We start from the raw sequence: 15407 nt of genomic DNA, 5'->3' as shown, positions 1-15407 counted from the left end.
AACGAACCAACCATGCTACGGTCGTCCCGCACTCAGAGTTCATTCACTGAACCCATCCTCTGGACGGCCGAACCATGTCCCAGCCCGTACGCCCCGCCCCCCTACAGGCCCCCGCGGCACCCGCTCCGTCGGCGCCGCGGCCGGCCGCCGCCCTGGCCGTCACGAGCGCGGCGACCGCGGTGGCCCTGATGACGTACACCGCGCCGATGATCACGCTCGGCGACACGGCCGCGTCGCTGCACACGGCTCTGTCCTCCCAGGCCTGGCTGCTGAACGGCACCCCGCTCGGCCTCGCCGCGCTGCTCCTCGTCGCGGGCACCCTCGCCGACGACTACGGCCGCCGCCGCGCCTTCGTAGGGGGCACCTTCGCCCTCGGCCTCACGACGGTCCTCGGCGCCTTCGCCCCCACCACCCTGCTCTTCACGCTCGCCCGGATCGCGCAGGGCGCCGCGTCGGCCGCGATCATCGCCGCGAGCCTGGGCCTGCTGGTGCACGCGTTCCCGACCCCGGCGGGCCGGATCAGGGCCACCGGCGTGTGGGGCGCGTTCGTCAGCGGCGGCATCGCGCTCGGCCCGGTCGCGGCGGGCGGGGTCGCCCAGCTCGCCGACTGGCGCTGGTCGTACGCCGTCCTGGGCGCGGCCGCCCTCGTCGTCGCGGCCCTCGCCCCCAGGTCCCTGACCGAGTCCCGGTCCCCGCGCGGCGGCCGCCCCGACCTGCCCGGCGCCCTCACCCTCGGCCTCGCGCTCGTCGCCCTGCTGGCCGCGCTCACGCTGGGCCGCGACGGCTGGCTGCGCGCGCCCATCGGCGTACTGCTGCTGGCGGCGGCCGCCCTCCTGGCGGCCTTCGTCGCGCTGGAACGCCGCAGTGCGACCCCGATGCTCGACCTCTCCCTGCTGCGCCGCCCGCTCTTCCTGGCCTCCACGGCGGGCGGCCTGTTCACCGGGCTGTCGGTCATCGCCCTCTTCAGCTACGTCCCGACGCTCGTCCAGCGCACGATGGGCGTGACCCCGATGGGCACGGCGGGCCTGTTCGTGCTCTGGTCCGGTACGTCGTTCCTGGTCGCCCTCCAGTCCCGGCGCCTGCACGGACGGGTCTCCCCGCGCCACCAACTCGTCGTCGGCTTCGTCCTGCACGCGCTGGCCGTCGTCACGATGCTGGGCGCGGCGGGCTCCGGCCACTGGCCGCGGCTCCTGCCCGGCCTGCTGCTCTCCGGCATCGGCAGCGGCCTCCTCAACGCCGCGCTGCCCCTCCTCGCCGTCGAGTCCGTCCCACCCGGACGCGCCGCGATGGGCTCGGGCGCGAACAACACGGCCCGGTACATCGGCTCGGCGGCGGGTGTGGCCCTGATGATCGCGGTGTCCACGTCGACGGGCACGTCCCGCCACGCCCTGGACACCGGCACGAACACGGCCCTGATCGTCTCCGGCGCGCTGGCACTCGCGGCGGCGGCTCTCTTGCTCACCCTGGGCGAGCCCCGTTCGTCACGTCCGGGGGCGTGAGGGTCCATCGCCGAGTGCGGGTTGCGTCGTGGCCGGTCGCGCAGTTCCCCGCGCCCCTGAGATGCGCACCGCGTGCGCCATCGCAGACTGAGAGTGCTGCGTGGGGTGCGCCATCTCGGACGGGAGGCGCCTGCGCGGCGCGCGCCATCACGGGCGGGAGATGCTGGCCGGCGTGCGCCGTCTCAGGGGCAGGTTCTGGGCGGCATGCGTCGTCTCTGGCAGGAGGCCTGCGCGGCGCGCGCCATCTCCCGCAGGAGGCGCCGCACGAAGTACGCACCGCCTCCGGGAGGCGCGGCGAAGCCGCGGGCCTCCAGGGGCGCGGGGAACTGCGCGACCAGCCCCCACCGCCCGGTGGCCGGCAACGGCACCCCAACCCAGCAGACGCTCCCCACAAGGCCGCCGAAGGCAGGCCCCCCAGGGGCGCGGGGAACTGCGCGAGCAACCCACCACCCACCATCAGCCGCCCCACACCCCAACCCGGCACACGCCCAGACGCAAGGGCCGCCGAAGGCAGGCCCCCCAGGGGCGCGGGGAACTGCGCGACCAGCCACGACGAGACCCGCACCCGCCAACCCACACTCACCCGGCAGACGCACCGGCACCAGCCCTGCCACCGGGCGCACCCTCAACCGGGTCCCACGCCAGCACATCCCCATCCGCCCGCTCATCCCGATCAGCCGCACACAAATACGTCACCACGAGCGTCACCGCAAGATTCACCGCAAGCGCAACAATCCCCGCATTCACCCCGAACACCGGATCCCGCCCGCTGAACACAAGCCCGCACACGACCCCCACCCCCACGACCAGCCCACTCAGCGCCCCCACAAAACTCAGCCGCCTCCACAGCAACCCCACCAGCAACATCGGCACAAGCTGAGCCATCCCCTCGTACGAGATGAGGGAGAGCCGCACCAGCGTGTTGGGAGCCGCATACGTCAACACCAGCGCGACCGACCCGGCCACGACGACCACGACCTGCGACCCCGCCTTCTGAGCCCGGGACGCCGCACTGGACGCCCCCCGCCACCGCGGCACGAGCGACATCACGCTGCTTCCCCACATCGTCCCGATGACCAGCATGAACACGGCCATGGGAACGATCGACGACAGCGCGGCCGCGACCCCGATGATCCCCACGGCCCAGGCCGGCAGCGAGTCGACCACGAGCTTGAGGAGCGCGAGGTTCGACTCCGCCCCGGTCAGCCCCGGCACGACGAACAGCGCCGCCATGCCGAGCAGCATCGGCACGAAGAGAAGGACGTTGTAGGCGGGCAGCCACATCGCGTTGCGCCGCAGCCCGTCCGCACTGCGCGCACCGAGGTACCCGGCGACGGTGGTCGGGAAGATGACGACGGTGAGCGCGTTCAGGAAGGTGGTCGTCGCGAACCACCCTTCCCCGTACGGGCTCCCGCCACTGCCCGGCAGCGTCAGCCAGGCGCTCTTCTCGTCGACGAGCCGCCCGAGGAAGTCCCCGTACCCGTCGAAGTAGTGCAGCGGCACGTACACGGCGAGGAAGGCGAGCGTGACGATGACGAGGAGGTCCTTCAGCACGGACACCCAGGCGCTGCCGCGCAGCCCGCTCACCACGACGAAGACGGTGGTGACGGCGAACCCGATGAAATAGGCCCAGTTGAGGCTGATGGCACCGTAGGAGATCGTCGACACGACGACGCCCATCCCCGTGATCTGCAACTGGATGTACGGCAGCAGGAACACGGTGACGAGCACGGCGACGGCGGCGCCGAGCCACGGCCGCCGGTACCGGTGGGCGATCATGTCGGTGATGCTGACGAGCCCGTGCCGGCGCGCGTACGCCCACAGCATCGGCCCGACGACGTAGCCGACGGCGTATCCGCACGACATGTAGGCGACGACGTACAGCACCGGCGCCCCGAAGTTGTACCCCCACCCGGCGGCCCCCAGATAGCTGAAGCTGGTGTACCCCTCCCCCGCCATCAGCACCCAGATGAACACCGCCCCGAGCGACCGCCCGCCCACGGACCACTCGGCGAGCCCGCCGCCCTTCCCCTTGCCGCGCACGGCGAGCAGCCCGAGCGCGAGGGTGACGACCATGAAGGCCCCGAAGAGCGTGCTGGCAACGGCTCCGTCGCTCATCGGCGGGCCTCGCGCATCTTCCGGTCCCCGCGCCAGGTCAGCCATACGGCGACGGGCGTGAGCAGGGTCGCGGCCAGCAGCCACACGAACAGGAACGGCAGCCCGAGCAGCACGGGCTCGACGCGGTTCACGAACGGGAGCGCGCCGATGTACAGCACGAAGGGCACGAGGAGCCAGAGCAGATGGGGCCGTCGTTTGATCACGGACGACGAGACTATCGGGGCGTCATACGGCTGAGCTTCCCCCACACCACCAGCCGGTACTTGGACGTGTACTCGGGGGTGCAGGTGGTGAGGGTGATGTAGTACCCGGGATCGTCGTACCCGGCGGACGGCACGACCCGGCTGCGCGGCACGGGGTTGATGACGCCCCCGTCGCCGGCGGACGTCTGGGACAGGCCCTTGTCGACGACGTACGTGTAAGTGGCGCTCTTCGTCTCGACGGTGAGGGTGTCGCCGCGGCGCAGCCGGTTGATGTACCGGAAGGGTTCACCGTGCGTGTTGCGGTGCCCGGCGAGCGCGAAGTTCCCGGCCCGGCCGGGCTGGGCGGTACCGGGGTAGTGGCCGACGTATCCGTGGTTGAGGACGTTCGCCTTGCTGACGCCCTGCGCGACGGGCGCGCGCACGCCGAGGCGCGGGATGGACAGGATGGCGTAGGCCTGGTCCCAGCGGGGCTGAGGCGCGGGCGCCCGGGAACCGGTACCGCCGGAGCCGTGGGCGCTGTCAGCACTCGGGGCGCCGCCGTCATCGCCGTTCTCAGTCTCATCGGTGTCATCGGTGACGGCGGGGTCGTCGGTCGCCGGGGACTCTGGGGCGGGGGTCTGCTGCCACTCGCGCTCCAGGGCCTGCACCTTGTGCCCGGCGTCGGCCTTGGCCTGCCGATTGGTCCACCACAGCTGATGCACGACGAGCAGGAGCAGCACGACCCCGACGGTGACGGCGGCCTCGGCGCCGCTCCACAGGACGCGGGCGGCCGTCGGCCGGGCCCGGCGCCCCTGCGCCACGACCTGGGGCCTGCTGTCCGTCCGCGTACGTTGCAGCACGCGCGCAAGATAGATCGCGGCGCTTCAACTGACCAGGCCCACGCCACGATTGGGCCCGGGCGCGCGGCGGTACGCGGCTACGGTGAGGCCCATGAGCGCTCTGTGGCTGCTGGCCCTGATCCCGTTCGTCGCCGGACTCGCCGTGACGGCGGGGTCCGCCGTGCAGCTGGTCACGGAGATCCTGCGCCGCAGCACCGGCACGGTGGTGGAGGCGACGGTCACCGGCCACGTGGCCTCGCGCGAGGCGACGTACGCGACTTTGCACCCGGTCGTGTCCTGGACCGCCGCCGACGGCACCCCGCACGAACAAGCGCTGCCCGACGACGCCCCGGCCCGCGCCCTGCCGGAGGGCGCCCGGGTCCGGATCCGCTTCGACCCGGCCCATCCGGAACTGGCCGCGCTCGACACCGACGCCCGCCACCGGCAGGCCGTCGTGGGCGTGTGCGCGGGCATGACGCTGTGGGCGGGCACGCTCGTCGTGGTGATCTGGCGGCTCGCGTACGTCCTGAACGAGGTCAGGGACCGCGTGAGCTGGCGCTACTGACCACGGGCCCCCTCCCACCGGGCCGGCCCCGGACGCCGCCGGCGGCACTGCCCGACAGTGACGGTCCCACCCGGGCCGTCCGGCAGTACGGTGTCCTCCATGCGCCCCGACACGCCTGCCACGCCCGCCGAGAACGAGCACGCCGACCACGTAGCGGAAGCCGAGCGCCTGGAACGCACGGCGGCCATGTACCCCGAGGACGCGGAAGCGCTGCTCCTCCAGGCCGCGGCCCACTACGAGCTGGCGGACGCCCGCGACCGCGCCACGGCCCATTACGACGCCCTGCTGGCCTCATCGGACGTACACGACCCCGCCCTGATCCGCGCGCTCAAGGCGGCGAACCTCTGGGAGTACGGCCACGAGGCCGAGGCCCGGGCGATCATCACGGGCCTGCGCACGACGGCCCCGCGGGATCCGGCGCCCTGGGTGATCGTGGCCGAGTCCCTCGAGTCCCACGACGAGCTGGAACAGGCCCACGAGACGTTCACCGAGGCGCTGGAACTCCTGGTCCCGGAGGCGGAGCGCGAATCCGGCGACCTCCCGTACCCCAAACACCCCCTCGTCCTGGGCCGCCACCGCGTCCGCCGCCTGCTCGGCGCGGACCACGACCTCTGGGACGCCCTGGCCGACCGGGTCAACCGCACCCCGGTCTCCCTCGACGAACTCCACGACCCGAAGCGCCTGTGGGCCCTCGGCTCGAACAACCCGGCCGAACTCCGCGCCGAGATCGACCGCCTCCGCGCCGAACTGGGCACCTACCGCGAGGCCCTCTCCCGCCCCTTCCCGGTGGCGGTCCTCCACTGGCCGTCGACGGAATACGCGGAACTCCTGGCGGCGTACCCGACCCTGTCCACCGAATACCCCTCCTACGAAGCCCACTTGTCGTCGATAGAGGCATCGCTGCGCGAACTCTCGGCCTCCGGCACGGGCAACCTGGGCATCGTCACGGGCACGGTCCCCTCCTACGAGGCCTTCGCAGCATCAGAAGCCTCCTCCCCGACCGAGACGTCCCTGCTCCCCCAGTACGCGACGACGCTGGCCGCGCGGGGGCGGGCGGTGGAGTGGCCGCCGGAGGCGGGGGCGGCTTGTTGGTGCGGGTCGGGGTCGGTTTATGGGGAGTGCCACGGGCAGTGATCTCCGCTCGCCCGACCCCTGTACCCCGTAAGGCCCGAGCGCGGTGAACGATGTGAAGCCGTCCTCCCCCGGCGTCTCGGCACGAATGTCCAGGCAGGCAAGCAAGGACACGGGGGCGGAACTGGCAGTACGACGCCTCCTGCATGCCGCCGGACTGCGCTACAGAATCGAGTACCGCGTACCGGGCATGGCGCGGCGCCGCATCGACGTGGCCTTCACACGCGCCAAGGTCGCGGTGCTCATCGATGGCTGCTTCTGGCACGGGTGCCCTCAGCATGCAACACAACCAAAAGCCAACGCAGAGTGGTGGCGGCGCAAGCTGGACCGGAACATGGCCCGAGACCGTGAGACCACGGAGCATCTGACCACGCTCGGCTGGACCGTGCTCCGGTTCTGGGAGCACGAGCAGCCCGAGGTCGTGGCCGCACGCGTCGCACAGGCAGTGCTGGAACGGAGAGCCGAACAAGTACGCATCTCCGAGGAAGCCATGTGACCAGGTCATATTCATTTGCTAGCGGTATCAGTGTGAAAGTCGTGACCTTCTTCCCTGCCCTGCCGCCGTGACCACCAGCTAACGTTGAATCAATTCGGGGCGAGCACGTGTCAATGTCAATGTGCGGGTCACTTGTCGATGCCGCTTGCCCAGGACCGGCTGATGGTCGTAGGGGGAGCGGAGCACTGTGGCTGACGAGTTTGACGACATGTACGACACCTTCAGCATGCTGCTCGACAAATGCCCGCCCGCGGAGACAGTGAAGCGGCTGGAGCAGTTCGGCATCGATGCAACGACCATCCGAAGGATCCAGGAACGGCACGAGCAGCAGATCACCAGGATCAGGGAGCTCGAGGAACCGCAGACCGTCATCCGCGGCAACCGTGACACCTGGTACACGGGACCACGCCCTGGGGACCGATGCTGGCCGGCTCTGGAGCAGTCGCTGCACGACCGGGGCTGGAGCGTCTCCTCCGCCAAGACCCTCGACGAGTCCTCGACCCGCATCATGTCGCTTCTGGACCATCCTCGGGAGCCGTCCTTCTCGACGCGCGGTCTGGCTCTGGGGTATGTCCAATCCGGCAAGACCACCAACTTCACCGCGGTGATGGCCAAGGCCGCGGATCGTGGCTACAAGTTGTTCATCGTGCTCTCGGGTATCCACAACGGGCTGCGCCGACAGACGCAGGCGCGACTCGTCTCCGAGCTGGTGGAGCCTAATCCCGATCTGTGGTCCCAATTGACAGGCCTCGACCAGGACTTCGTTCCGCCGGCGAATCCGGCCTCCTTCTTCGGCAAGAGCAACCGGACCCACGTTCTCTGCGTGGTGAAGAAGAACGCAACGGTACTACGCAAGCTCGCGAGGTGGCTGGAGGGTGCGTCGAGCTATCTGGAGAACTGCCCCGCACTGATCATCGACGACGAGGCGGACCAGGCGACCGTCGCCACCAAGTCGATCAACCCGCTGATTCGGCGAATCATGGAGGGGCTGCCGCGAAGCGCGTACATCGGCTATACCGCCTCCCCTTTCGCCAATCTGCTGATCGATCCGAGCGCCGAGGACCTGTATCCACGGGACTTCATCGTCAGCTTGCCCAAGCCCACGGATCACTTCGGTACCGAGGTGCTGTTCGGCCGGTACGCCCTGGACGGGGAGGACCCTGCGGATGTGGACGACGGCTACGACATGATCCGGTCGGTCCCCGAGACCGATATCGAGTACGTCCGGCCTCTTTCGCGGGCGGACGTGGACGGTTTCGCCCCGGAGATCACCGAGACACTCCGAGAGGCGGTTCTCTACTTCTGGCTGGTCGTCGCAGCGCGACGCGTGCGTGGAACCGGAAACCCGCACAACACGATGCTGATCCACACCAGTGTCAACACATCAGTGCACAACAGCTTCCGGGCACCGTTGGAGGCACTCCGGGCCGACACCAGGGCCTCGCTGGACGACACGGCATTGGTCGAAGAGCTCCGTAGGCTGTGGGACAACGAGACCGGGCAGGTCGCTGCGGAGGACTTCGGAGAGGTCAGAGTCCCCTTCGAGAGTCTGTTGTCCGAGCTGCCGCTCGCGCTGGACAGTTGCCGCATCATCATGGACAACTCCAGCAGTCAGGACCGGCTCGACTACGAGAACGGTCCGGTGATCGCCATCGCGGTGGGTGGCAACACCCTTTCTCGTGGCCTCACACTGGAGGGCCTCTCCGTCAGCTACTTCGTACGCGCGGTATCCGCTTACGACACGCTGCTTCAGATGGGCCGCTGGTTCGGTTTCCGCAATGGCTACGCCGACCTGCCGCGCACCTGGATGACCGACGAACTCGCCGAATGGTTCAGACACTTGGCGACGGTCGAGACGGAGATGAGACGTGACATCGACGTCTACCTGCACAACCCGAACGAGACTCCGCTGACCTTTGCGGTGCGCCTACGCACGCACCCGTCGCTGCAGGTAACCGCAGCGGCCAAGATGAAGGGCGCCGTGAAGGCCGCCTCGTCCTACGGCGGCAAGCGCGTACAGACCCATTGCTTCCACACGGATTCCGCATGGCTGAGTCAGAACCTCGTTGCCGCGCAGCGTCTGGTCTCCCGGGTGGTGGCCAACAACGCGGTGGCAAAGGAGAACCGGTCCACCGAGGGACGCGTTCTGTTCCGTGGTGTCCCGCACGACGTGGTGCTCGATTTCCTGGGCGAGTATCAGTTCCACGAGGGCTCTCGGGAGAAGGGCGCGAAGCTCGCCCGGGAGAATGATGCCAAGCTCATCACCGACTACATCCGGAAGCGGGTCCGCAACGCCGGTGCGCTGCGCCGCTGGAACATCGCCATCATCGGTAACCCACCGAAGGCTCCCGAAGACAGTCATGAATTCGCACCGACTGTGACCGTGGGCCGCGTCACCCGTGCGAGGCTCGCCCTCCGGGCCGACGACAAGGGCGAAGACTTCGCGGACATCAAGACCCTGATGAGCCGCAAGGACGCAGCGGTCGACCTGCCCGGTGACGCCACAGGGATGACGGAGCAGCAGATTCGGGATGCTCGCCGAGTACAGCTTCCGGACACCGGCCTGCTCGTGCTGTACCCCATCGACAAGTACTCCGAGCCCGATCGCTCGAAGAAGCTGCGTGAGCCTCTCGATGCCGAGGAGCACGTGATCGGCGTCGGCATCGTGTTCCCCGAACCTGACGGCCCCGACTCGTCTGTCGAGCCCGAGTACATCGCTGCCGATCTCTCCGGCGTACAGCTCGAGGACTTCGAGGAGGAGGAGCTGCGCCTCATCGAGGGTGAGGAGTGATGAGCGCAGAATCGTTGCGCGACATAGTCGCCGGCCAGTGGGCGGCCCTCGAGGCCGAGCCGGTGACGGCCGAGCGCCGTTTACGGGTCACGGACCTGCCGGTCCGAACCGACAACGGCACGTTGGTGGCTGCGATCGACTACGAGGGCCATCGCCATTTGTTGGTCCCCATGAAGACACGCCAACAACTGCGTAGAGGTCCCGATGGGCCGGTGCTCCACCTGCGTAAGCGCCCTCTAGAGGACGAAGCGGGTTACCGCACCTACGCCGATCTCGGCTGTCTGGAGCGCAACCTCAATGACCTGTTCGCCACGCTGTGCTCGGACGTTCTTGTCGCAGCCGAGCAGTTGCCGTCCAATCCGGTCAAGGCTTTGTACCGAGCGATGGACCGATGGAAGTCGCTGTTCCGAGTCCAGGGCGCGCCACTGAGCGGTGAGCGGATCACGGGTCTGTTCGGCGAGTTGATGGTGCTGGTCAGGATGCTCGAGAGGGACCCCAGTGCCCACCGCCTTTGGCTGGGTCCCACTGGCTACCGTCACGACTTCTCCGCCCCTCGAAGCGCGATCGAGGTCAAGACGTCCACCACCTCCGAGGGCCGTCGCCCCCGGATCCACGGGCTCGACCAACTGGATCCGCCGGACGGCGGGTCACTGCATCTGGTGTGGGTTCGACTGGAGCTCTCGAAGAATTCGGGAAATACCCTGCCGGAACTGGTCGATCGGGCACTGGAGCTGTGCGACGACGAAGCGGCCGTGCGCCATCTCCTGAGCCAGGTCGGCTATCAGCCCACAGACGTCGAGCACTACCGCGAGACTCGATTCTCGACGGCGGAGGAACGCTGGTACTGCGTGGACGAGACCTTTCCTCGGCTGACAGGGCGGCAACTTGTCGAATCGGATCTGCCCATTGCGATCGAGGATGTGGAGTACTCGATCGATCTGTCCGGAGAACACCTGGAGGTACTGGGTGACGAAGCGATCTCCGCGACCCTCGACTCCCTTCTCCAGGAGCCCGCATGACCGCCCCCGTCTGGTTCTCGCAGCCATACCCCCCGGAGGGAGCAAGCGCCGCTGAGGGGATCCGCAATCAGCTGGGCAGACCGGAGCTCGATCTGCTGACCATCCTGGTTCGCGAATCGGCACAGAACAGTTGGGATGCACGGCCACCCGGATCGTCCGAACCCGTCGACTACGAGATCGACCTGTCGAGCGTCGGCCCGGCACACGGGCCCGCCTGGCGCGATCTGCTGCTCAGCAATGCACCATTGGGAACTCAACTCCCCTTGCGTGATTCTCTGAAGCCTGGCTCCATACGCCTGCTCACCGTCTCGGACCGGGGCACCACGGGGCTCGGTGGCCCCACCCGGGCGGACCGTACCGCCGATGAGATGTCGCGCGACTTCGTCTCGTTCATCCGCAACATCGGAGAGCCTCGCGACACTCCCTTCGGGGGCGGCACCTACGGATTCGGCAAGGGCATCTTCTACTTGCTCTCGCGTTGCGGGACCGTACTGGTCCACACACGGTGCCGGAGCCCGCAAGGCGAACTCGAGACCCGGCTCATCGGCTGCTCTCTCTGGCAGAGCTACTACGCGGACGAGTCCGACGTCTCTCGGCGTTACACGGGTCGCCACTGGTGGGGCGACAACTCGGGCGAAGTCATCGAGCCCCTGATCGGTGCGGAGGCCGACGCGGCCGCGCACCGACTCGGACTTCGCTCGTTCGGGCCGACGGAGACCGGCACGTCGGTCGTGGTGATCGACCCCAAACTGGAACGCGACGAGCGCCACCTCGAGGCGACCGAAGTTGCCGAGTACCTTGCGGAGACGATCAGTTGGCATCTGTGGCCGAAGATGATCGAGAGGGGTGGTGGGGCGCCGGCGATGCGGTTCAAGGTGAAGTGCGACGGTCGAGACATTCCCGTTCCCGACCCGCGCAGGCATCGCCCACTGAATCTGTTCGTCGCTGCCCATGAGCGGATGTCTGGTGAACAGGGTCAGGATCTGTCGTGCGGCAAACCGCGCAAGTTGCTGGGCAGGTTCGGTCTCGTCAAGCGCATCATGCCGCCGTTGCAGCCGAAGCCCGCTTCGCGCATGGTCGGGATCGAGGACCTGGTGCACCATGTCTGCCTGATGCGACCGGCTGAACTTGTGGTGACCTACCACGCCGGGCCTAAGCCACCGAGTGAGAACCAGGGGTACGCCGGGGTGTTCCGTGGTGACCCCGACATGGACGAGGTCTACGCCAAGGCCGAGCCTCCCACCCACGACGCCTGGCACTGGCACTCCCTCGAGATTCCGGACAGCACCTACGTCAGGACGACGTTCCGCCGCATTCACGAGGAGATCAGCCAACTGCTCGCCCTGGGCGGCGGAGCTCGAGCCGGAGCCGCCCAGGTGCCGTTGGGTGCGGCGAGCGCCCGATTCTCCGGCCTGGTCGGCGGAGCCTGGGGAATCGGCGGCGCGACCGCATACGGCAGACCCGGTGCCGGCCTGCCCGGTCGCAATCGCGGACAGGACGAGGAGGAAGGGCCCGAGGCGACTGTCCGTACACATGGTCAACGCACTACCGCGCCTTCCTCGGCTCACGGCGGCGCCCCGAAGACAGAAGCCTCGCAGGCTGCTCCGGGGGCACCGGCCTTGCGGCGGATAAGGCCCCGCGTGCAGTACGTGGGCGAGCCCTATTACGACGACCTGGGTGAACGAGCCGTGCTTGTACAGGAGTTCCGGCTTCCGGTCGATGCCCCGCAGCGAGTCCGCATCGACCTGGCCGTCACCCTGCCGGGCACTGGTGGCCGGGAGACCGACCCACCGGCGGGTGCCCAAATGCCTGCCCTCCTCGGATGGCAGGATCCGGAGGGATCCCTGCACACCGCACCCGAGTGCGAGATCGACGGGGGTGAGGCTGTGTGGCGGGCTTTGGTCGAGCCCGCTCCGGACACCGTGACCGAGATCGCCATCAAGGTGCAGGCGGTGACGGACTGATGGCACGCCACGCCCTCCCCTACCGCGTTCCTCCGCAGGATGTCGTCGACGCCGGAACCTGGTCGCTCATCACTCCTGACGGCGACGTGCCTCTCCCGAAAGCGATCGACGACTGGGACTACCAGATGGACCTCCACCTTCGCCGACGGGTACAGGTCGACCAGGCTCGTACCCGGGCACGTGCGGGACTGCCCGAGGACACCGAACTCATGCTCTCCGCTGTGTGGACAGCCACCGGGTCGAACCTGCGTGGACCCGGCCACCTGGCCCGCCTCACCGGCTCGGAGCCGGCCACGATCGATCTCGAAGTCCGGCTGCGTGGCTCCGACCTCGGTGGAGTGCTGATCCTGGATACTGCGCTGGTCCTGGCCGAACGACGCGACGACGCCCGGCCGGCCGCACCGAGACGCGCCGGGTCAGTCTTGTGGAACGACGCCACGGAGCTACGGCTCCAAGGTGACGCGCCCCAATTCCCGATGGCCGTCATCGACTTCTCCCACACGTCGTTCCCGAACGGCGCGGCCTGGCACATCCAGATCGCCGGAGAGTTGGACAGCGCCGCCATGGGATCGCTGCTGTTGCTGATCAACGAGAGGAACACGGCCACCGCCGAGGCGTTCCAGAATGCTGCTCGCCCGCGTCCTGTCGACCGCATGGTGCTGTCAGCCGTCTACGCGGACGTCGCCCGGACGATGATGGAACACGCGTTGTCCCACGAGGATTTCGTGGACGAGTCCGACTATCCGGAGGACTCCTTGGGCGCCACGTTGCTGTCTCTCTTCCACCGATTGTTCCCGGAGCAATCGATCATCGACGTACGTCTGCGCCGGGAGCACTCCCCGAGCCTGTTCTCCTCCGAGCTCCAGGCAGCCGTGAGGATCTTCGAGGAGCCGCAGTGAGCCTGCTCTACCCCCGCCTGCTCGCGGACCAGGCCAAGCCTCTGTTCGACGAGTACCGCGAATTGTCGATCGCGGAACTGGCGAAGCGCGTGGACGTATCGCATCCGTCCGCGGTGTATGTGGCCACTGGAGGCGATCGAGTGCGTCCCGAGCAACTGTGGGCGCTTCGGGAATCAGTCGTCGAGCTGGCACGTCAAGGGGGCTTCCCCGACGCTTCGGACCGCGCCCGCAATGCCGAGTTCGACGTCCGTCTCGCCGAACTGCTGCACTCCCAGATGTCCCTGGTCCCCGCAGAGGCGGCCTCACGCGACCTGTGGGCATTTCTCGCCCTGGTACTCCTCCCGGACGTCGCTCTTTGGCGCTATCCCAAACCGCCGAGGGACCGAGCGCTCGGCACTGACCTGACCCGTCACGTCTTCGGCCGACTGTGGTGGCGTGCGCAGCTGATCTTCTCCCCTGCGGACCCCAAGCCCTATGAAGCACTCGGTATCCTCGGCGAGGCGGCATTCGACCAGATCTACGCCCGGCGAGCGGCATTGGGCGGCAGTCCGCACCTCGTGAAGGCGATCCTGCGGGTCTGGAACGAATTGGATCTACGTGGGCTCAATCGGCGCGAGACGCTACAGGACTTCCTCAAGAGACTGCTGCGACTGGCTCCGTTCGTTCTCTTCGACGCAATCGACGAGAAGGCCCTCGACACCGAACTACGGTCGGCCGCACGCGAGTCGGTCTCCGAACTGCTGCGCAGCAAGCACGGAGACTCCGAGGAGAGCGCGACCGCTGTGGAGGAGCAGTTGGCCACAGTGTTCGCCAAGCTCCGGAGCCCGGAGTCGCCCTCCTCACCCGCCTCTCCGCCCTGGCCCGCATCCACAGCCGTATCGGGCATCGAGCCGCATCACGCATCGGTTGCAGCGTCCACCGCCACAGAACCTTCGACGGATCGCGCCGAGGAGTTCACCTCGTTCGAGATCTGTGCAGGCTCCGGCGCTCAGGCCCTCGGCCTTGAGCAGGCGGGGTTCAACCCCGTACTGCTGCTCGACACCAAGGCCCACGCATGCTGGACGATCGAGCTCAACCGGCCTCAGTGGAAGGTGCTCTGCGGTGACCTCCTGCACTTCGACCCCCTAGATCATCCAGAGGTGAAGGGTGTGGGTCTGTTCAGCGGTGGCATGCCACGTATCAAGTCCGCGGCCGCCGTGAAGCGCCCGGACGACGAGCTCGAACGTGCCGTACTGCGGCAGGCAGTGGATCTCGTACCACAGATCCGGCCCAAGGCAGTGCTGCTCGAGAACCTCCCGGACCTGGTGGAGAAGGACGATTTCCAAGCCGAGCGCACGTGGATGGAGACGGAGCTGCAGCGGGCGGGTTACCGCGTGTTCTGGAAGGTCCTGGACGCAGCGGACTTCGGAGTTCCGCAGCACCGCAGGTCCGGTTTCCTGGTGGCGCTTCAGGAGACCTACGCCGAGGGATTCGTCTGGCCTTCACGCACGGTGCTACGCGTCCCGACCGTTGCCGATGCGCTAGGACCGTCGATGGCTCAGGGAGGCTGGCCGGGCGCGAAGCAATGGGCCCGCCGTGCCGCCCGTCCGGCGCCTGCTCTGGTGGGAGGTTCCGAGCGTCGCGGCGGGGCGGACCTGGGACCCACCGGCTCGAAGCGCGCCTGGGCCCAGTTGGGGGTGAACGGCAACAGTCTCGGCGACGATGTACCTGACGCTGATTTCCCTCTGCTGGAGCCGCCCAGGCTCACGGTCGCCCAGACCGCGATCCTGCAGGCGATCCCTTCTGCTTGGCAGATCTCGGGCGGGAAAACGGCCGCCTATCGCCAGATCGGCAACGCTCTGCCGCCTCCAGTCGCACACGCCCTGGGAACGGCGATCGCTACTGCTCTCGCCGGCTAGGATCGC

Annotated in this window: 12 protein-coding genes; 9 read left to right on the top strand and 3 right to left on the bottom strand. The window is 68.3% G+C overall.

Going from position 1 to position 15407, the window contains the following annotated elements; genetic code table 11:
* Positions 1 to 74 precede the first annotated feature (74 nt).
* Positions 75 to 1499: an MFS transporter gene (locus ACQUQD_RS25505; protein WP_428954453.1), complete on the top strand. Its 1425-nt coding sequence runs from the start codon at positions 75 to 77 to the stop codon at positions 1497 to 1499.
* Positions 1500 to 2078: 579 nt separating this feature from the next.
* Here the strand turns inward: ACQUQD_RS25505 and ACQUQD_RS25500 are convergent.
* The 3 genes from ACQUQD_RS25500 to ACQUQD_RS25490 are packed head-to-tail and all read right to left on the bottom strand — an operon-like array spanning position 2079 to position 4659.
* Positions 2079 to 3617 (bottom strand): sodium:solute symporter family protein, encoded by a 1539-nt coding sequence (locus ACQUQD_RS25500; RefSeq protein WP_428954452.1) that lies wholly within the window; start codon positions 3615 to 3617, stop codon positions 2079 to 2081.
* Positions 3614 to 3820: a DUF3311 domain-containing protein gene (locus ACQUQD_RS25495; protein ID WP_428954451.1), complete on the bottom strand. Its 207-nt coding sequence runs from the start codon at positions 3818 to 3820 to the stop codon at positions 3614 to 3616. Before ACQUQD_RS25495 ends, ACQUQD_RS25500 begins: the two co-directional genes overlap by 4 nt.
* 11 nt (positions 3821 to 3831) lie before the next feature.
* The gene (locus ACQUQD_RS25490) at positions 3832 to 4659 is read right to left on the bottom strand and encodes a class E sortase (protein ID WP_428954450.1); all 828 of its coding nucleotides are present in this window, start codon (positions 4657 to 4659) and stop codon (positions 3832 to 3834) included.
* A gap of 91 nt (positions 4660 to 4750) precedes the next feature.
* Here ACQUQD_RS25490 and ACQUQD_RS25485 point away from each other — a divergent pair, with 91 nt between their 5' ends.
* From ACQUQD_RS25485 to ACQUQD_RS25450, 8 genes are all read left to right on the top strand, one after another.
* Positions 4751 to 5203: a DUF3592 domain-containing protein gene (locus ACQUQD_RS25485; RefSeq protein ID WP_428954449.1), complete on the top strand. Its 453-nt coding sequence runs from the start codon at positions 4751 to 4753 to the stop codon at positions 5201 to 5203.
* A 99-nt stretch (positions 5204 to 5302) separates the two neighbouring features.
* Complete coding sequence (locus ACQUQD_RS25480; protein WP_428954448.1) at positions 5303 to 6337, top strand: SEC-C domain-containing protein; 1035 nt, start codon at positions 5303 to 5305, stop codon at positions 6335 to 6337.
* An 85-nt stretch (positions 6338 to 6422) separates the two neighbouring features.
* Positions 6423 to 6830 (top strand): very short patch repair endonuclease, encoded by a 408-nt coding sequence (locus ACQUQD_RS25475; RefSeq protein ID WP_428957653.1) that lies wholly within the window; start codon positions 6423 to 6425, stop codon positions 6828 to 6830.
* Positions 6831 to 7017: 187 nt separating this feature from the next.
* The gene (locus ACQUQD_RS25470; protein ID WP_428954447.1) at positions 7018 to 9621 is read left to right on the top strand and encodes a Z1 domain-containing protein; all 2604 of its coding nucleotides are present in this window, start codon (positions 7018 to 7020) and stop codon (positions 9619 to 9621) included.
* Positions 9621 to 10640: a PD-(D/E)XK motif protein gene (locus ACQUQD_RS25465; protein ID WP_428954446.1), complete on the top strand. Its 1020-nt coding sequence runs from the start codon at positions 9621 to 9623 to the stop codon at positions 10638 to 10640. The genes ACQUQD_RS25470 and ACQUQD_RS25465 overlap by 1 nt, the downstream gene beginning before the upstream one ends.
* Positions 10637 to 12604 (top strand): hypothetical protein, encoded by a 1968-nt coding sequence (locus tag ACQUQD_RS25460; protein WP_428954445.1) that lies wholly within the window; start codon positions 10637 to 10639, stop codon positions 12602 to 12604. The genes ACQUQD_RS25465 and ACQUQD_RS25460 overlap by 4 nt, the downstream gene beginning before the upstream one ends.
* The gene (locus ACQUQD_RS25455; protein ID WP_428954444.1) at positions 12604 to 13503 is read left to right on the top strand and encodes a hypothetical protein; all 900 of its coding nucleotides are present in this window, start codon (positions 12604 to 12606) and stop codon (positions 13501 to 13503) included. Before ACQUQD_RS25460 ends, ACQUQD_RS25455 begins: the two co-directional genes overlap by 1 nt.
* Positions 13500 to 15401 carry a DUF6339 family protein gene (locus tag ACQUQD_RS25450; protein ID WP_428954443.1) on the top strand — a complete coding sequence of 634 codons (1902 nt, stop codon included), beginning with the start codon at positions 13500 to 13502 and terminating at the stop codon, positions 15399 to 15401. Before ACQUQD_RS25455 ends, ACQUQD_RS25450 begins: the two co-directional genes overlap by 4 nt.
* Positions 15402 to 15407: the final 6 nt, after the last annotated feature.

The organism is Streptomyces sp. cg35, assembly GCF_050410835.1.
Taxonomy (GTDB): domain Bacteria; phylum Actinomycetota; class Actinomycetes; order Streptomycetales; family Streptomycetaceae; genus Streptomyces.
Note: the sequence above shows the minus strand (reverse complement) of the source record. Positions and strands in the feature narration are given on the sequence as shown.

Bases quoted from the DNA above. Each gene is read 5' to 3' on its own strand.
- ACQUQD_RS25505 (WP_428954453.1), top strand. From the start codon at position 75: ATGTCCCAGCCCGTACGCCCCGCCCCCCTACAGGCCCCCGCGGCACCC.
- ACQUQD_RS25500 (WP_428954452.1), bottom strand. From the start codon at position 3,617: ATGAGCGACGGAGCCGTTGCCAGCACGCTCTTCGGGGCCTTCATGGTC.
- ACQUQD_RS25485 (WP_428954449.1), top strand. From the start codon at position 4,751: ATGAGCGCTCTGTGGCTGCTGGCCCTGATCCCGTTCGTCGCCGGACTC.
- ACQUQD_RS25480 (WP_428954448.1), top strand. From the start codon at position 5,303: ATGCGCCCCGACACGCCTGCCACGCCCGCCGAGAACGAGCACGCCGAC.
- ACQUQD_RS25475 (WP_428957653.1), top strand. From the start codon at position 6,423: ATGTCCAGGCAGGCAAGCAAGGACACGGGGGCGGAACTGGCAGTACGA.
- ACQUQD_RS25465 (WP_428954446.1), top strand. From the start codon at position 9,621: ATGAGCGCAGAATCGTTGCGCGACATAGTCGCCGGCCAGTGGGCGGCC.
- ACQUQD_RS25460 (WP_428954445.1), top strand. From the start codon at position 10,637: ATGACCGCCCCCGTCTGGTTCTCGCAGCCATACCCCCCGGAGGGAGCA.
- ACQUQD_RS25455 (WP_428954444.1), top strand. From the start codon at position 12,604: ATGGCACGCCACGCCCTCCCCTACCGCGTTCCTCCGCAGGATGTCGTC.